Genomic DNA, 15,948 nt, shown 5'->3' with positions numbered 1-15,948 from the left:
TCCGCCAGGCGTTATTTTTTTACATAAAGCTCTGTAGAGCGGACCACGCTTCATCTTTTCCTAAACCTGTTTCGGATGAGAAAAGAATCATTTGGTCTTTTTTATCAACATCCATTGTTTCGCGGACAATTTTTAAATGCTTTTGCCATTTCCCTTTGGGGATTTTATCGGCCTTGGTTGCAATGATGATACAAGGGATATCATAATGCTTTAAGAATTCATACATCATCACATCATCCTTTGATGGTGGATGTCTAAGATCAACAATTTGCACAGCAGCTCTTAGTTGCTCCCGTGATGTAAAATAAGTTTCGATCATTTTCCCCCATGCTGCACGCTCCGATTTAGAAACCTTCGCGTATCCATAACCAGGAACATCCACAAAATGCATCTTTTCGTTTATCAAATAGAAATTTAGCGTTTGCGTTTTCCCAGGCTTGGAGGATATTCTTGCCAGACCTTTTCGATTTAGCATTTTATTGATAAACGAAGATTTACCGACATTCGAGCGTCCGGCGAGGGCAAATTCAGGTAAATCGGTTTCTGGGTATTGATCTGGCTTTACGGCACTGATGACAATTTCTGAACTGACTACCTTCATCTCACTTCACCTTCCAAAAGGGCATGCCTCAAGACTTCATCCACATGAGAAACAAGGACAAAATCAAGATCATTCCTTACACTTTCTGGGATATCATCAATATCCTTTTCATTATCTTTTGGAAGAATAATCTTAGTTAAGCCGGCACGGTGCGCACTAAGTGTCTTTTCCTTCAGACCGCCAATCGGCAAGACCCTTCCTCTTAACGTAATCTCTCCAGTCATGCCGACTTCGCGGCGAATTGGTTTCCCGGACAACGCAGACACCAATGCCGTTGCCATTGTAATCCCTGCAGATGGACCGTCCTTTGGAACAGCACCTTCTGGAACATGAATATGGATATCATATTTTTCATGGAAGTTTTCATCAATTCCTAGCTCTTCCGCTTTGGAACGGATATAACTAAACGCTGCATGGGCCGATTCCTTCATGACGTCGCCAAGCTTTCCGGTTAATACTAACTTCCCTTTACCTGGAGCTAACGAAACTTCAATCTGGAGAGTGTCTCCCCCCACTGTTGTATAGGCTAATCCAGTTGCTACTCCGACCTGATCTTCGGACTCGGCCATACCATAGTGGAATCTTGGTTTCCCTAAAAACTCTTCGATATTCTTTTCAGTGATAATGACGCGCTTCTTCTCACCGGAAACAATAATTTTTGCTGTCTTCCTGCAAAGAGTCGCCATTTGACGTTCTAAACTTCGAACGCCTGCTTCACGAGTGTAGTAACGAACCACTTTTAAAATGGCATCATCGCGAACTTGAAGAATTCCCTTTGAAAGACCATTTTCTGTAATTTGTTTTGGAAGTAAATGCTCCCTGCAAATGTGGACTTTTTCAAGTTCGGTGTAGCCAGCGATCGTGATGATTTCCATTCTGTCCAGTAGCGGCCCAGGAATAGTGGATAGATTATTGGCTGTTGCGATAAACATAACCTTGGAGAGGTCATAGGTTTCTTCTATATAATGGTCGCTAAAATTACTGTTTTGTTCAGGGTCTAGGACTTCAAGCATGGCACTGGATGGATCACCGCGGAAATCACTGGACATTTTATCAATTTCGTCGAGTAAAAAGACAGGATTAAGGGTTCCTGCTTTTTTCATTCCTTGGATGATTCGCCCCGGCATTGCACCTACATACGTTCTCCGATGACCGCGAATTTCGGACTCATCACGAACCCCGCCAAGAGAGACACGAACAAAATTACGATTGAGGGATGTCGCTATTGAGCGGGCAAGACTTGTTTTACCAACCCCTGGAGGTCCTGCTAGACAAAGAATTGGCCCTTTTAACGAATTGGTCAGCTTTTGGACAGCTAAATATTCGAGGACACGTTCCTTTACTTTTTCAAGACCATAATGATCCTGATTTAAGATTTTTTCTGCGCGGATAATGTCAATGTCATCCTCTGTTTTGTTCGACCACGGGAGGGAAATGAGCCAATCGATGTAGTTTCGAATCACGGCACTTTCTGCTGAACTTGCCGGTACCTTTTCATAACGGTCTAGTTCTTTTTGCGCAGCTTTAAGCACATGTTCAGGCATCCCTGCTTGCTCAATTTTTTTCGTCAGATCTGCTATTTCACCCGTTTTACCTTCTTTATCGCCTAATTCCTTTTGAATCGCCTTCATTTGCTCACGCAAATAATACTCTTTTTGTGTCCGTTCCATTGAACGCTTGACACGCTGACCAATCTTCTTTTCTAGGTTTAAGACTTCTTTTTCGTTATGAATGATATCAATGACTTTATTTACTCTGTCTTTAATATCAGTCGTTTCCAGGATTTCCTGCTTTTCCTTCAACTTAATTGGTAAATGTGAGGAAATGATATCAGCCATCCTGCCTGGCTCTTCAATATCTGCAACAGAAGCATATGTTTCTGCAGAAATCTTCTTCGATAATTTTATGTATTGTTCGAAATAGTCAAGCATGGTTCTCATTAGCGCTTGGTCTTCGACATCTTTCGTGTCTGGGTCATCATGGGTAATGACTGTAACCGCATAGTAGTCTTCCTCATCATGAAATGAAATAATTTCCCCGCGATTTAATCCTTCTACCAATACTCTAATCGTGCCGTTTGGCAGTTTAAGCATTTGTTTCACTTTTGTTAATGTGCCTATCGTGTATAAATCCTCTTCAGAAGGATCATCAATCGATACCTCTTTCTGAGTGGTTAAGAAGATTAAATGGTCATCTACCATTGCTTTTTCAAGTGCTTGTACTGATCTTTCACGTCCAACATCTAAATGAAGGACCATAGTCGGATAGACGAGCAATCCTCGAAGCGGCAGGAGGGGGACGATCAATTCGTTCGTTTTCGTCAAATTACTGCACCTCCAAATGCAAACAATTTTTTCACTGCAAAATCAGAATGGTCTTTGTACAATTCTATCCTATTTATTTTTAGGTGTCTATTTTTAGAGAGAGTAGGTAATTTCTCTTTTCAGCATACGTTTATTTTCCCCAATCATTCCGAATTCTTTCCTTATTGAGGTTAGAATTCTTTGATAAATTATGCAAAAAAACTTCGGTTTGCCAATTGCACCACAAACCGAAGTTTTTTATTAAGCCTATTTTCGCATAAATTGTTGTTTTTCGAATAAGTTCATCAACCCGTATAACNNAACATTTGCGAAAATTGGCCTAGAAACTTAGTAAATGATCCTTATAAAGCTTCAAAATCAACAAAGTTTACGAAAAGTGCCTTTATTAAATACTCTCTTTTTTTGATAACTCAATCGATGCAGGGATTGCATCCATTTTTTGATGTTCATTGACAAGGGCAATGTCAAATACTTCATGTAGATGGGAGACTGGAACAATATTGATTCCCTCTATCTCATTTAAAATGGTTTGCATGTTTTCCTCTGGTATGATCACTGTTTTTGCGCCGGCCTTTTTTGCAGCTTTTACCTTTGGATATACCCCGCCAATCGGTTTCACATTTCCATGGATACTTATTTCGCCTGTCATGGCGACGGTGTTATCGATTGGAATTTTATAAATAGCAGAGTAAATCCCTGTTGCCATTGCAATTCCAGCCGATGGACCGTCGATTGGTACACCGCCCGGGAAATTCACATGGATATCAAAGTCGTTTGCCGGAACTCCCATTGAGCGTAAAACGGTAATAACATTTTCGATTGAACCACGCGCCATACTCTTCCGGCGAATCGATTTGCCTTGTCCGCCAATACTTTCTTCATCAACAATTCCTGTAATATTGATTGTCCCTTTATCTTTTGCCGGGATGACGGTCACTTCTATTTCAAGCAATGCACCTGAGTTCGGCCCATAAACCGCCAATCCATTAACAAGACCCACATGGGAGAAATCATTGATCTTTCGTTCCATTCTTGGTGACATTTGGCTGGCATGGATGACCCACTCAATATCTTCATCTTTGATATAATTACGATCTTCCGTTATGGCCAGTCCTGCAGCAATTTGAATCAAATTCACCGTTTCGCGGCCATTCCTTGCATAATTCGAAAGCGTATTTACTCCTGTTTCGTTGATCTGAAGGTTCACTTTTTTAGCAGCCTTATTGGCAATTTCGACGATTTCTTCCTGTGTTAAGTCCCGAAAGAAAACCTCCATACAACGCGACCGAATCGCAGGGGGGATTTCGCTTGGTGTTCTTGTCGTAGCCCCAATTAGACGGAAATCGGCTGGAAGGCCATTTTTAAAAATATCATGGATATGGGTCGGGATCTGGTTATTTTCCTCATGATAATACGCACTTTCGAGGAATACCTTCCGATCCTCTAATACCTTTAAGAGTTTATTCATTTGAATCGGATGCAATTCTCCAATTTCATCGATAAAAAGAACTCCGCCATGAGCGTTGGTCACTGCTCCCTGCTTTGGCTGAGGAATTCCTGCTTGTCCCATTGCACCTGCTCCTTGGTAAATCGGGTCATGCACTGAACCAATTAACGGGTCGGCAATCCCTCTTTCATCAAATCGTGCGGTTGTTGCATCCAGTTCAATAAAAACAGATTCAGGTTTAAAAGGTGATTTACGATTTTTTTTCGCTTCTTCTAACACAAGGCGGGCAGCTGCTGTTTTTCCAATTCCAGGCGGACCATAAATGATCACATGCTGGGGATTCGGTCCACATAGCGCTGCTTTTAATGATTTGATTCCGTCTTCTTGGCCGACAATGTCTTGAAAACTTGAAGGCCGAACTTTTTCAGCTAAAGGTTCTGAAAGTGAAATAGATCTCATCTTACGAAGTTGTTCCATTTCCTTCCGGGATTCCCGATCAATGGACACTTTTTGTGTACGCTGATTTCTAAGCAAATTCCAAAAATACAGCCCAATAATGATTCCGAAAAATAGCTGTATAAATAAGGCAATCCCCGTCCAACTCATACATTTCCCTCCTGCACTTCAACTTTTTACTAAATATATATTAATAAGTATTTCCTGCAGTGGGATGGAATAAACCATATATTCTGAGAAACTGTTTTGAGTGACGAGGAAAAGCAGATTCGCTTATTAAATTGGAAAATTCGCTCATTAAATCGAGAAATTCGCTCATTAAACATAAAAATTCGCTCATTACCGACGAAAATAATAAAAAGACCCGGCACAAAGCCAGGTCTTCAGTATTATTATGCAGATTTTTCTTCTGCAACGACTGTTCCATCTTCTAATAAGAGTGTAGGAACACCATTGTTAACGACCGTTTCTTGGGTAATAACACACTTGGTGATGTCATCACGGGATGGTAGATCAAACATGACATCAAGCATAATTCCTTCAATGATGGACCGTAATCCACGGGCTCCTGTTTTGCGTTCAATTGCCCTTTTAGCAATCTCCGTCAAAGCACCCTCTTCAAATTGAAGCTCAACATCGTCGATTTCAAGCATTTTTTGATATTGTTTCACAAGCGCATTTTTCGGCTTTGTTAAAATTTCAATCAATGCCGCTTCATCTAACTGCTCAAGGCTCGCAATTACTGGAAGACGTCCGATAAATTCTGGAATTAATCCAAAGCGAAGTAAATCTTCCGGTAATACTTTAGAAAGAAGTTCTTTCTGAGTTACTTCTTGCTGCTTAACATCGGATCCAAAACCAATCACTTTTTGGCCTAAACGTCGCTTAATAATTGGTTCAATTCCATCAAATGCGCCACCACAGATAAAGAGAATATTCGTAGTATCGATTTGGATAAATTCTTGGTGCGGGTGTTTTCTTCCACCTTGAGGCGGAACACTTGCAACCGTACCTTCAAGAATTTTTAATAAGGCTTGCTGTACGCCTTCACCAGAAACATCCCTTGTAATGGAAGGATTTTCGGATTTACGAGCGATTTTATCAATCTCATCAATATAAATAATCCCTTTTTCCGCCTTTTCTACATCGTAATCAGCAGATTGGATTAGTTTTAATAAAATGTTCTCAACATCTTCCCCAACATACCCTGCTTCGGTAAGTGAAGTAGCATCCGCGATAGCAAATGGTACATTCAAAATACGCGCCAATGTTTGGGCTAGTAATGTTTTACCACTTCCTGTAGGTCCAATCATACAGATGTTACTCTTTGCAAGTTCAACATCATCTATTTTGCTGTTGGAATTAATACGCTTATAGTGATTGTATACTGCTACAGATAGTGATTTTTTGGCCTGATCTTGACCGATAACATATTCGTCAAGAATTTCACAAATTTCTTTCGGCTTTGGTACGTCTTTAAATTCTACTTCTTCTTCTGTTCCAAGTTCTTCCTCAACGATTTCTGTACAAAGTTCAATACATTCGTCACATATGTAAACTCCTGGTCCGGCAACGAGTTTACGAACTTGGTCCTGTGTTTTACCACAGAAGGAACATTTTAATTGTCCTTTTTCATCATTAAATTTAAACAAATCCTTTCACCCCTTAAAAACGTGTTAGTATCCTACGAGAAGCAGTGAATTACACAAACAATGTCATTTTTCTCTCTAATTACTGAATAGTATGTATTTTGCATTGTAACACATAAAGCCAATGGACTGGAAATAAAAAGCTTTTGGTAAATAGGGTTCCATTTTGTTTGTGTAGTTCAATTGAAATGACTTATGTATTCATTAATCTTAACCATTATGATAAAAATAAATCTCAAAGCTGTCTGGAAATTATTTTATATTTATTCGCTTTGTCATTGATGATTTCCTGCCCATTGTAAAAAATGTTCCTGCTTCTTATTATAATATGTAATTGTAAAAATGTATAAAACAAGGCACGATTTTTATCGTGCCTTGCATTATTTAAGTTAAATGTCTAGCTCTGCAACTAGTTTGCTTCGCTAAACGGGCGCTACCGCGTTTTTATTTACTTCTTGTTTTCAATAAGAAAGTCTACTGCTTTTTTAAGTTTAAGGTCACCTTGGATACCTTCAAGTCCACCTAGAGCTTGTTTAATGCTATCAACTGTCATGTTGTACATACCAGCCATGTTTTCAAGTTCAGCATTAACATCTTCGTCCGTTACTTCAAGGTTTTCAGCCTTCGCAATCGCTTCTAGTGTTAAGTTCACACGTACGCGGTTTACAGCTTCTTCCTTCATTTGCTCACGTAACGCATTTTCATCTTGACCTGAGAACTGGAAGTATAGTTCAAGATTCATACCTTGCATTTGTAAGCGTTGTTCGAATTCTTGAAGCATACGGTTTACTTCGTTAGTAACCATAACTTCTGGAATTTCCACTTCTGTATTTTCAGCAGCTTTTTCAACAACTGTATCACGTAAATGATGCTCAGCCTCGTGCTTTTTGCTGTTTTCTAAACGAGTTTTGATTTTCTCTTTAAGTGCATCTAATGTTTCAACTTCATCATCTACATCTTTTGCAAACTCGTCATCTAATTCAGGAAGTTCTTTACCTTTGATTTCATGAAGTGTCACTTTGAATACTGCAGGCTTACCAGCTAGTTCAGCAGCATGGTATTCTTCAGGGAATGTTACTTCAACGTCTTTAGATTCACCAGCAGCTAGTCCTACTAATTGCTCTTCAAAACCTGGGATGAATGATCCAGATCCAATTTCAAGTGAATGGTTTTCAGCTTTTCCACCTTCGAAAGCAACGCCATCAACGAATCCTTCGAAATCGAGAACAGCTGTATCACCGTTTTCCACTGTGCCTTCTTCTTTGATAACAAGCTCAGCTTGGCGCTCTTGAAGAGTTTTAAGTTCGTTAGCAACATCTTCATCTGTTACAGTTGTATCGAATTCTTCTACTTCTAAGCCTTTGTACTCGCCTAATTTAACTTCAGGCTTAACTTGTACAGTTGCTTTAAAGATAAGGTCTTTACCTTTTTCCATTTGTTCAATGTCGATATCAGGACGGTCGATTGGCTCGATGCCTGTTTCATCAATCGCATTGCCATATGCTTCTGGAAGAAGAATATCTAATGCATCTTGATATAGAGATTCTACACCAAAACGTTTTTCAAACATTCCACGAGGCATTTTCCCTTTGCGGAAGCCTGGAACATTTACTTGCTTAACAACTTTTTGGAATGCCGCGTTTAAACCCTCGGTTACTTTGTCCGCACTTACTTCAACAGTAAGAACTCCACGGTTTCCTTCTAATTTTTCCCATTTTACTGACATACGTTTTCCCTCCAACAATCTATTCTCATATCATTCTTAACGAATTTGAGTAGTTCGGAAATCACCAGTCCAACAAGCAAATTTCCTTCTTTTAAATGTAAAATATAGTTTTTTACACAATGCAACCACTACATTATAACATAGGATTGTTTTCTTTCAACAGCCCAGCCTATATATTAGGATAAGAAATTTTCTCAATTTGTTCAATTTTGCCCATTGCTTCTTCTATTTCCGTCACGGATGCACCATATTCGCTTGAAAGAAGATCGATCCTCGTATTCATCCCCAGATAATCTTGTGCCAAATGGTGAAACGCTGCGGCCCAAGCATGAGTGCTTTGCGGCTCTAATTCAAACGGATAGCTCATAAAAAAATTTCGCTCTACCATTCCTCTTGTATTCTCAAAAAGACCAGGGTTATTACTTTCCAGTCGAGACTCTACTAGAGCCTTTACCTCTTTCATTCTTGGTGCTTCTCTAACCTCTGGAAGTTGTGTTGGAATAATTTTCTTTTCCATTCCAAATTTCTTGATCGATAGTTCACTATCAATTTCCTGCTCTTTTAAAAGGGTTAAAAGGATTGTTTTTAAAAATGGATGGCCAGCTTCCGCTTCTAAATAATCTGCAATTTCAGCGAGGTAGGGACGAATATTTTTCTCTGCTAGACTTGAAACTAGGAGCAATTGTTCATTTAGATTTCCATTGGCAAATAGGTTTAAATCTTGGAGCGGCGGTGTTTCCTCCGGTTCGATTTCAACAAGTTCAAGTTGACGATTCTCTGCCATTCGCCGGCTAAATTGAAGAATCGTTATGAAATGATCATACTTGTCAGGTGGAATCTCTTTTTCTTCTAACAGGGCTTCTACGGTCGATACGATTTCTTGATATTCATGTAGTTGAATTAGGACTGTTAAATAGAGGTCGACCATTTGGAGGTAGTCACCGATCCCCTTATGGAGCATTTCCTTAGCGAGCTCTTTCGCTTTTAGAAAAGATGAAGCTTCAAAATAAGCAAGAACCAGCCCGATTAATATTTCGTCATTGTCAGGGTCATATTCTCTTGCTTCTTCCAAGTAGGTAATGGCTTCTTTAAATTTTTTCTTTTCAAGGTTTTCGAGACCTTTGTCGGTTAATCTTTTTTCAAGGCCGGGAAAAAAGACTATATTATCTATTCTTTTTACAGGTTCCCTTTTTTTCATAAAAAACCGTCCTTAATTAGAAAAAGCGCAAGCGCCTTGGACAGCCCTGACCTCCGCTTCCTGCCTGACAGTGAAGTCGTTTTTGACTTCATTGGCAGGACAGAAGCGTCTCGAGAGGCTAGGCGCTGGACATTTTTCAAAGTTATTTGGAAAATAGTTTAGCATAAATATAGGTCAAAAAAAAATCATAACAAGGGTCAGTGGCAGCTTAATATGTACTTATTTTATTTTAAGGAATCTCTCGATAATCTTTTGCAAACTTAACATTTAGCATTTGATTATTCTTTGGTGCTTCTACTCTTAAGCTAATCGAATTATGATAGGATTTTGGATTAAAGTAATAACATTCATCTGTTTGCGGGCAGTAGACACAATAAACATCTATTTCATCTTTATCTATATATTTGGTCATTACACCCTGTCTAGTACTGTAAGATGAACTTAATCTAATTTCTAATATTCCTTTTTCGTTTAAATTTCTATATTTAACCTGCACTCTTTTAAAACTTTGATCTTTATACACTACTAAATCAAATGGAGCATGTTCAGTATGTGGAAGTAAAATCATATAACCTTTTTCATAAAGATCAACCTGAGCTTTTAAAACACCTAGGTCTCCTTTACTTTTTGTATGGTGATTCATATAATTTCCACCCTTCTTCGATTATCATAAATGAGAGATAAGGATGTAGTTACATAAACAGAAAAAAACCCACTTATAAAAGTGAGTTTTTTTCTCTAGTATGTAGTATAGCGTCCCAGGAGAGATTCGAACTCCCGACCCACGCCTTAGCTTACCACTATGACTTTCGTCACCAAACAATGCTGTTTGTGGTCTGGACTATATCTTCACCATTTCAGGTGCGACACGTGTAGTCTCTACGGAACCTCACGATAATCAAGATGATTATTTCTTAAAATCTCTACCACCGACAATTGTCAATCATTCAAGATTTCTCTTCCTTATAAAAGGCGTAAGTTTCCTCGGTATTACCATCAGCATAATCTGTTAAGGCTTCACCGATATAGTGTCGTCCACTTTATAGGTTCTTGTTTCCCTATAAAGGCTCCTATTCTTGAAGGGCGTTGCTCTATCCAGCTGAGCTACTGGGACATATAAGTTATTTAAGACAATATTTATTATATTACCGTAATATCAAAAAGTCAACAGACTTTCTAATATTTTTTTAAAAAGAATATAGGGAGAGTAAATCTCCCCATTATTTATGACAAGACAAACTCCCTGGCAAGCTCTGAAAGTTCCCTTCCGCTTATATCATACACGGACATCTTAACTTTTTCATCCAGCAAATCAAGGATCATATAAGTTTTTTCAAAGCGCTCCCTTGGCAAACGGATGCTGCCTGGATTTAAAAATAAGATCCCGTCAATTACTTCCGCACCGAGGACATGGGAGTGTCCAAAACAGACGATATTGGCGTTTACTTCCTGTGCTTTGTATTTTAAATTCATCAAGGTGGTTTTAACTGAATAACGGTGGCCGTGAGTAATAAAGAACTTTCGGCCCCCTACTTCAGAAATCGTCTCTAATGGATATCCGCCGCCAAAATCACAATTCCCCATTACCGTTAGATATCCGGAAATCACTGGATTATCAGGGGTCAATTCCGAATCACCGCAGTGAATCATTAAATCGACTTCATCCAAGTGTCTCTCTCTTAACACACTTAGTTCCTTCGTTAATCCATGGCTATCACTAACAATTAACACCTTACTCATTACTGGTCCGCTCTTTCTACAATAGAATCCAAGACTGCATCTAGCTTTTTTAACGCATTCGCACGGTGGCTGATATTATTTTTTTCTTCCGAAGAAAGCTCAGCCATCGCCAAGCCCTTCTCAGGCACATAAAAGACCGGATCATACCCAAACCCATTGGTACCCCGTCTCTCTTCAAGAATACGACCTTCACAGGCACCTGACACCGTTATCGTTTCTTGACCAGGAACGGCGACTGCTAAGGCACAGTAAAATCTTGCCAAACGTTTTTCCTCAGGAATCCCTTCTAATTCAGACAGTACCTTATCAGTATTGTTCTGGTCATTTTTTGGTTCACCTGCATACCGAGCTGAAAAAATCCCCGGTCTGCCTTCAAGGGCATCCACAATTAAGCCTGAGTCGTCGCCAATCACCATTTTTCCCAGCGCTTTGGAGACAGCCTCGGCCTTCAATGTCGCATTTTCTTCAAAAGTATTGCCTGTTTCCTCGACCTCAGGAATCTCTGGAAAATCCAGCAGGGTACGAACGGTGATGCCTCTTGACGAAAAGATGTGCTCAAATTCCATCGCCTTGCCAGGATTTTTAGTCGCAATAATAACTTCTTTCATTTCGATCGCCTCTTATTTTTATTTCTTCCTTCTATCTTCAATCTTTTTGGTTATCTCTTCACCCAGTACTGCTTTTTGGTGTTCGAATAGTTCCATCAAACCTTCTTGAGCAGCACTAAGCAGTCCTTGTAGTTGTTCATAAGAGAAGGTTGACTCTTCACCCGTACCCTGTAGTTCAACAAATTCGCCATTACCGGTCATAACTACGTTCATATCCACTTGTGCCTTAGAATCTTCCGCATAGTTTAAATCAAGGACTGTTTGGTTATTTTGCAAGATCCCAACACTGGTTGCTGCTAAATAATCCGTAATTGGAAACTTGGCAAATGACTTTTTCTCGGCATAGCCATTTAATGCAAGGGCCATCGCCACAAATGCTCCTGTAATGGAAGCTGTTCGGGTCCCGCCATCGGCCTGGATAACATCACAATCAATCCAAACGGTTTTTTCACCAAGTGCCGCTAAATCGACGATAGCTCTTAGAGCGCGGCCGATTAGTCGTTGAATTTCCATCGTTCGACCGGAAACCTTCCCTTTAGAAGATTCGCGAATGTTTCTTGTTTCTGTTGCTCGTGGGAGCATGGAATACTCGGCAGTAATCCAGCCTTTGCCTTCTCCTCTCATAAAGTGAGGCACTCTGTCTTCAATACTAGCTGCACAAATTACTTTCGTATTTCCTACAGAAATTAGGACAGAACCTTCCGGATGCATTAAATAATTCGGTTCAATATGTATGGGTCTTAGTTGTAACGGCTCTCTTCCATCAACACGCACCATTACTGCCTCCTTTATATTTTGGAATTGGTATATCATTTTCTTTTAATACCAAATAAAGAAGAGGCGGCATTCGAGCCAACCTCTTTCATTTTCATTATATAGTATAACAAATATATTTTTTTTTTAAAAACTACCTGTGTTTACTTTTTCTGGTCGAGTTACGGGTTCAGTTAATTTTTTACCATTATCATTTTTAATATCTGCTTTGCCGTTAACTTCAACTGCTACTTTTTCAACGCCCGCTTGTTCCGTTAGAGAAAGGACAAGTGTATCTAATAAATGCTGGGAGATTTCCTTATTTTCAAAGCTGCCAAAAACATTTTCATTAAAATTCAAGGTGACTTTTCCATCCTCATATTTTGGTGCTTCAAGGAGTTTCACATCTGACATAAATTCAGATACAAGTGTTGATTTTTCACTAGGTCCTTTAATTAATTCATTAACGACTGCTACATAGTTATCTTTTTCATTGTTATTTACCCGGCGCGTAACAGGCACATAATAATAGGAACCTTCTTCACCGCCGATATAATATACAGTAACAGGTTTGGTATTGGCAATATCATTCACATCCGTTGTATCAATGTTGATACCGGTTGCTCTTGAGAGATTTTCACTAATAGGTGTGCCGTTCACAGGCATTTCAGTCAAATCATGACCATTCATTTTAAGCTTCACTGTTTTAATATTATTAAACTGAGTCAGCGTCCAAGTGACGGATTGGAGAATTTTCATCTCATCTTCAGCTTGGTAATTCTTAAACTCTTTCGAAAAATTAACAGTAGCAACACCATCTTTATCAATATTCACAGAAAGTTCCGTGTCCTCCGGGAGAACGGCTCGAAAATCATTTGGGAGTTTATCCGTTACCGGGCCGTTTGTTACTAAATATTCAAGTGCCTGTTTAGCGACTGAATTAGTTTTTGGAAGATCCAATGTTTGTGGAACGACATAACCGTCTTTATCGACCAGATAGAGCTCCGTTTTGACGGTGTTTGCTTTTGCCTCCTTACCAGATTCCTTCGTTGTCGTTTCCTTACTTGTTTTATCTTCCTTAATCGTCACACTTTTTGGCGGATCAATTTTCTTTTCTGTTTCAGACCCTAATAATCCACATCCTGACAGTAGAACTGTTGATGTAAGCACAGTCGACACAAGGATCTTCGCCTTATTTGTAGACATAATTATTTCCCCCCTAAGACAGTTTGTACTAACATATATACGAGCCTTCTGATAAATTAGACCGACTCACCACAAAAAAATAGAACAAAATTTAAAAAATAATAGAAATAGAAAAAGGTGTCAGGCACCGCTCGTGGACAAATGTCCACGAGTGGTGCCTGACACCATCATTTTCCCCCAAAAAAACGAGCCTCATCTAGAGAGGGCTCGATTTATAGCTTTAGTTTTTTGACTTCGTTAAGTGGAGATTCCAGCCACTGAGAGGCGATTTTTGTAAAGATTCGCCTTGAGCCAGTTGTGTAAAATTCGTGTTCTGGTTCTTCCTCACATGTATCTAATAGCCCATTATACTGGAGGATTGCACTAATTTCCCGAGCGGTTTCGTCACCCGAACTAATAACGCTGACTGACTCACCCATCACTTGCTTAATTACTGGCTCTAAGAGAGGATAATGGGTACATCCTAAAATTAGCGTATCCAAATTCTGATTTAGCATCGGCTTTAAGGCTTCGTCGACAATTTTTTCTGCTATCGGACCATTAAATTCGTTACTTTCTACAAGCGGAACAAATTTCGGACAAGCATGTGCTTTCACAAAAAGCCGACTATTTAACGATTTTAATGCTCTTTCATAAGCCCCGCTTTTTACGGTACCCTCTGTGCCAATAATTCCAACACGATAGTTCTTTGTCTTCTTGATTGCCGCACGAGCTCCTGGATTAATTACTCCTAACACTGGTATGGATAATTCATTTCGAATCTCGTCCAAGGCAGCTGCTGTTGCCGTATTACAGGCAATCACGAGCATTTTAATTTTTTGATTTAATAAAAATGAGGTCATCTCCCAAGTGAATCTCTTGACTTCCTTTGTTGTTCTCGGACCATATGGGCAGCGAGCAGTATCTCCCACATAGATTATTTTCTCATTTGGAAGCTGGCGCATCACCTCTTTGGCAACTGTTAGTCCGCCAACCCCAGAATCTATTACACCAATTGCTTGTTTCAAAACGTATCGCCTCTTTTAACGCATTTCCTTATGCAATTTCGTTAAGCTTTTTTGAAGAAGTTGAATTTCTTCAGGTGAGAAATCAACCAATACTTCTTCTAGATAAGCTTGCCGTTTTTTTATGACTTCATCAATGATTCTTTTGCCCTCTTCAAGTAAATGGATTCTCACCACACGACGGTCGTTTGGATTTTTCACCCGCTCAACGAGCAGATTTTTTTCCATCCGATCAACAAGATCTGTGGTCGTACTGCATGCCAAGTACATTTTAGTAGAAAGTTCCCCGATTGTCATATCACCATCTTCAAAGAGCCATTGCAAAGCAATGAATTGTGGAGGAGTAATGGTATAAGTACTTAACATTTCTCTTCCTTTTTGTTTAATGATTCCAGAAATGTAGCGTAAATCCTTCTCAATATTTGCAACAATGTCCCCATTTGCTCTTTGTAAATTTTCGACATTCATCTCATACACTCCTATAAAAAAGCTTCTCTACTTCAAAAAACGATATCTATTTTAAAAGTAAGTTCAGTGTTTTCGGACTTCATGCTTCTACTTATTTTCTACTTTTTTCACCAAAAATTCAAGTTGAAACTATTAGAAAAATACTATAATATCACTCTTTGGAGATAATAATCAAAGGAAATTTCAATAAAAAACCAAAGGTGAGAAAAGAATGGAAATTGTGATCAGCACGTCTGCACTAAAATGGTTTAAAGAAGAGGTCGAATTAAAAAAAGGGGATAAAGTGAAGTTTTATCCGAAGGTATATGGAAACAGCCCTGTCCAAGAAGGGTTTTCGCTCGGTTTCACTGTAGACAATCATCCTATCGATATAATTGTGAAAACCGAAGCTGAAGGCTTGTTATTTTATATTGAAGAAAGAGATTTGTGGTTCTTCAATGAACATGATTTACATGTCGACTACAACGAAAAAAGGGACGAAGTTGAATATCGTTATACCAAGTCGAAGGAATAATCGGTAAAAAATAGGAAGGGTGATGGTCACCCTTCCTATTTAGTCCTTCTCAAATTTCATGCCTATGTTACATATCATCATTAAATAAGCCCTTATTCCTCGTTTGTTTGTTAATCGATCGGCAATATTACTTCAATAAGCGTTCCTTTGTCATCACTCCAAAAATGAACCGTCCCACGGTGATTTTGAACAATTTGTTTAGAATTCATGATCCCTAATCCTGTTCCATTTTCTTTTGTTGTAAAAAATGGTTC

General features: G+C 39.1%; 15 protein-coding genes. 1 reads left to right on the top strand and 14 read right to left on the bottom strand.

What is annotated here, in order from left to right; all coding sequences use genetic code 11:
- Window positions 1-19 precede the first annotated feature (19 nt).
- The 13 genes from yihA to V7137_RS10045 all read right to left on the bottom strand — a co-directional run bounded on the left by yihA (window position 20) and on the right by V7137_RS10045 (window position 15,180).
- Complete coding sequence (gene yihA, locus V7137_RS10105; protein WP_335697962.1) at window positions 20-601, bottom strand: ribosome biogenesis GTP-binding protein YihA/YsxC; 582 nt, start codon at window positions 599-601, stop codon at window positions 20-22.
- Entirely contained in the window at window positions 598-2,925 is a 2,328-nt protein-coding gene (lon, locus tag V7137_RS10100) for an endopeptidase La (RefSeq protein ID WP_335697961.1), read from the bottom strand. The genes yihA and lon overlap by 4 nt, the downstream gene beginning before the upstream one ends.
- A gap of 385 nt (window positions 2,926-3,310) precedes the next feature.
- On the bottom strand, window positions 3,311-4,978 hold the full coding sequence (gene lonB / locus V7137_RS10095; RefSeq protein WP_218347845.1) for an ATP-dependent protease LonB: 1,668 nt from the start codon (window positions 4,976-4,978) through the stop codon (window positions 3,311-3,313).
- Between the two features lie 242 nt (window positions 4,979-5,220).
- Window positions 5,221-6,480, bottom strand: coding sequence for an ATP-dependent protease ATP-binding subunit ClpX (gene clpX / locus V7137_RS10090; protein ID WP_335697960.1), 1,260 nt, complete (start codon window positions 6,478-6,480; stop codon window positions 5,221-5,223).
- 445 nt (window positions 6,481-6,925) lie between these two features.
- Window positions 6,926-8,203 (bottom strand): trigger factor, encoded by a 1,278-nt coding sequence (tig, locus tag V7137_RS10085; protein ID WP_335697959.1) that lies wholly within the window; start codon window positions 8,201-8,203, stop codon window positions 6,926-6,928.
- Between the two features lie 169 nt (window positions 8,204-8,372).
- Window positions 8,373-9,401, bottom strand: a complete 1,029-nt coding sequence (locus V7137_RS10080; protein ID WP_335697958.1) for a tetratricopeptide repeat protein — start codon at window positions 9,399-9,401, stop codon at window positions 8,373-8,375.
- A gap of 229 nt (window positions 9,402-9,630) precedes the next feature.
- Entirely contained in the window at window positions 9,631-10,044 is a 414-nt protein-coding gene (locus V7137_RS10075; protein WP_335697957.1) for a group I intron-associated PD-(D/E)XK endonuclease, read from the bottom strand.
- A 581-nt stretch (window positions 10,045-10,625) separates the two neighbouring features.
- Window positions 10,626-11,141, bottom strand: coding sequence for a metallophosphoesterase family protein (locus V7137_RS10070; protein ID WP_335697956.1), 516 nt, complete (start codon window positions 11,139-11,141; stop codon window positions 10,626-10,628).
- A complete protein-coding gene (locus V7137_RS10065) occupies window positions 11,141-11,749 on the bottom strand; it encodes an XTP/dITP diphosphatase (RefSeq protein ID WP_335697955.1) in 609 nt (202 codons plus the stop codon). The genes V7137_RS10070 and V7137_RS10065 overlap by 1 nt, the downstream gene beginning before the upstream one ends.
- A gap of 18 nt (window positions 11,750-11,767) precedes the next feature.
- Window positions 11,768-12,523 carry a ribonuclease PH gene (rph, locus tag V7137_RS10060; RefSeq protein ID WP_335697975.1) on the bottom strand — a complete coding sequence of 252 codons (756 nt, stop codon included), beginning with the start codon at window positions 12,521-12,523 and terminating at the stop codon, window positions 11,768-11,770.
- A gap of 126 nt (window positions 12,524-12,649) precedes the next feature.
- Entirely contained in the window at window positions 12,650-13,708 is a 1,059-nt protein-coding gene (locus V7137_RS10055) for a GerMN domain-containing protein (protein ID WP_335697954.1), read from the bottom strand.
- A gap of 212 nt (window positions 13,709-13,920) precedes the next feature.
- On the bottom strand, window positions 13,921-14,715 hold the full coding sequence (gene racE, locus V7137_RS10050; protein WP_335697953.1) for a glutamate racemase: 795 nt from the start codon (window positions 14,713-14,715) through the stop codon (window positions 13,921-13,923).
- Between the two features lie 15 nt (window positions 14,716-14,730).
- A complete protein-coding gene (locus V7137_RS10045) occupies window positions 14,731-15,180 on the bottom strand; it encodes a MarR family winged helix-turn-helix transcriptional regulator (RefSeq protein WP_218347853.1) in 450 nt (149 codons plus the stop codon).
- A gap of 211 nt (window positions 15,181-15,391) precedes the next feature.
- Between V7137_RS10045 and V7137_RS10040 the strand changes: the two genes are divergently transcribed.
- Window positions 15,392-15,694 carry a HesB/YadR/YfhF family protein gene (locus V7137_RS10040; protein ID WP_218347854.1) on the top strand — a complete coding sequence of 101 codons (303 nt, stop codon included), beginning with the start codon at window positions 15,392-15,394 and terminating at the stop codon, window positions 15,692-15,694.
- A 110-nt stretch (window positions 15,695-15,804) separates the two neighbouring features.
- On the opposite strand, the gene V7137_RS10035 is transcribed toward V7137_RS10040, so the two are convergent.
- Window positions 15,805-15,948: ATP-binding protein (locus V7137_RS10035; protein ID WP_335697974.1), on the bottom strand; the 144-nt coding region annotated here is incomplete at its 5' end.

The sequence above is a fragment of the Neobacillus drentensis genome, from assembly GCF_036962765.1.
Classification (GTDB): domain Bacteria; phylum Bacillota; class Bacilli; order Bacillales; family Cytobacillaceae; genus Neobacillus; species Neobacillus drentensis_C.
Note: the sequence above shows the minus strand (reverse complement) of the source record. Positions and strands in the feature narration are given on the sequence as shown.

Excerpts from the sequence above, each read along its gene's own strand:
- yihA (WP_335697962.1), bottom strand. The coding sequence starts at position 601 with ATGAAGGTAGTCAGTTCAGAAATTGTCATCAGTGCCGTAAAGCCAGAT.
- lonB (WP_218347845.1), bottom strand. The coding sequence starts at position 4,978 with ATGAGTTGGACGGGGATTGCCTTATTTATACAGCTATTTTTCGGAATC.
- tig (WP_335697959.1), bottom strand. The coding sequence starts at position 8,203 with ATGTCAGTAAAATGGGAAAAATTAGAAGGAAACCGTGGAGTTCTTACT.
- V7137_RS10080 (WP_335697958.1), bottom strand. The coding sequence starts at position 9,401 with ATGAAAAAAAGGGAACCTGTAAAAAGAATAGATAATATAGTCTTTTTT.
- V7137_RS10075 (WP_335697957.1), bottom strand. The coding sequence starts at position 10,044 with ATGAATCACCATACAAAAAGTAAAGGAGACCTAGGTGTTTTAAAAGCT.
- V7137_RS10070 (WP_335697956.1), bottom strand. The coding sequence starts at position 11,141 with ATGAGTAAGGTGTTAATTGTTAGTGATAGCCATGGATTAACGAAGGAA.
- V7137_RS10065 (WP_335697955.1), bottom strand. The coding sequence starts at position 11,749 with ATGAAAGAAGTTATTATTGCGACTAAAAATCCTGGCAAGGCGATGGAA.
- V7137_RS10055 (WP_335697954.1), bottom strand. The coding sequence starts at position 13,708 with ATGTCTACAAATAAGGCGAAGATCCTTGTGTCGACTGTGCTTACATCA.
- V7137_RS10045 (WP_218347853.1), bottom strand. The coding sequence starts at position 15,180 with ATGAATGTCGAAAATTTACAAAGAGCAAATGGGGACATTGTTGCAAAT.
- V7137_RS10040 (WP_218347854.1), top strand. The coding sequence starts at position 15,392 with ATGGAAATTGTGATCAGCACGTCTGCACTAAAATGGTTTAAAGAAGAG.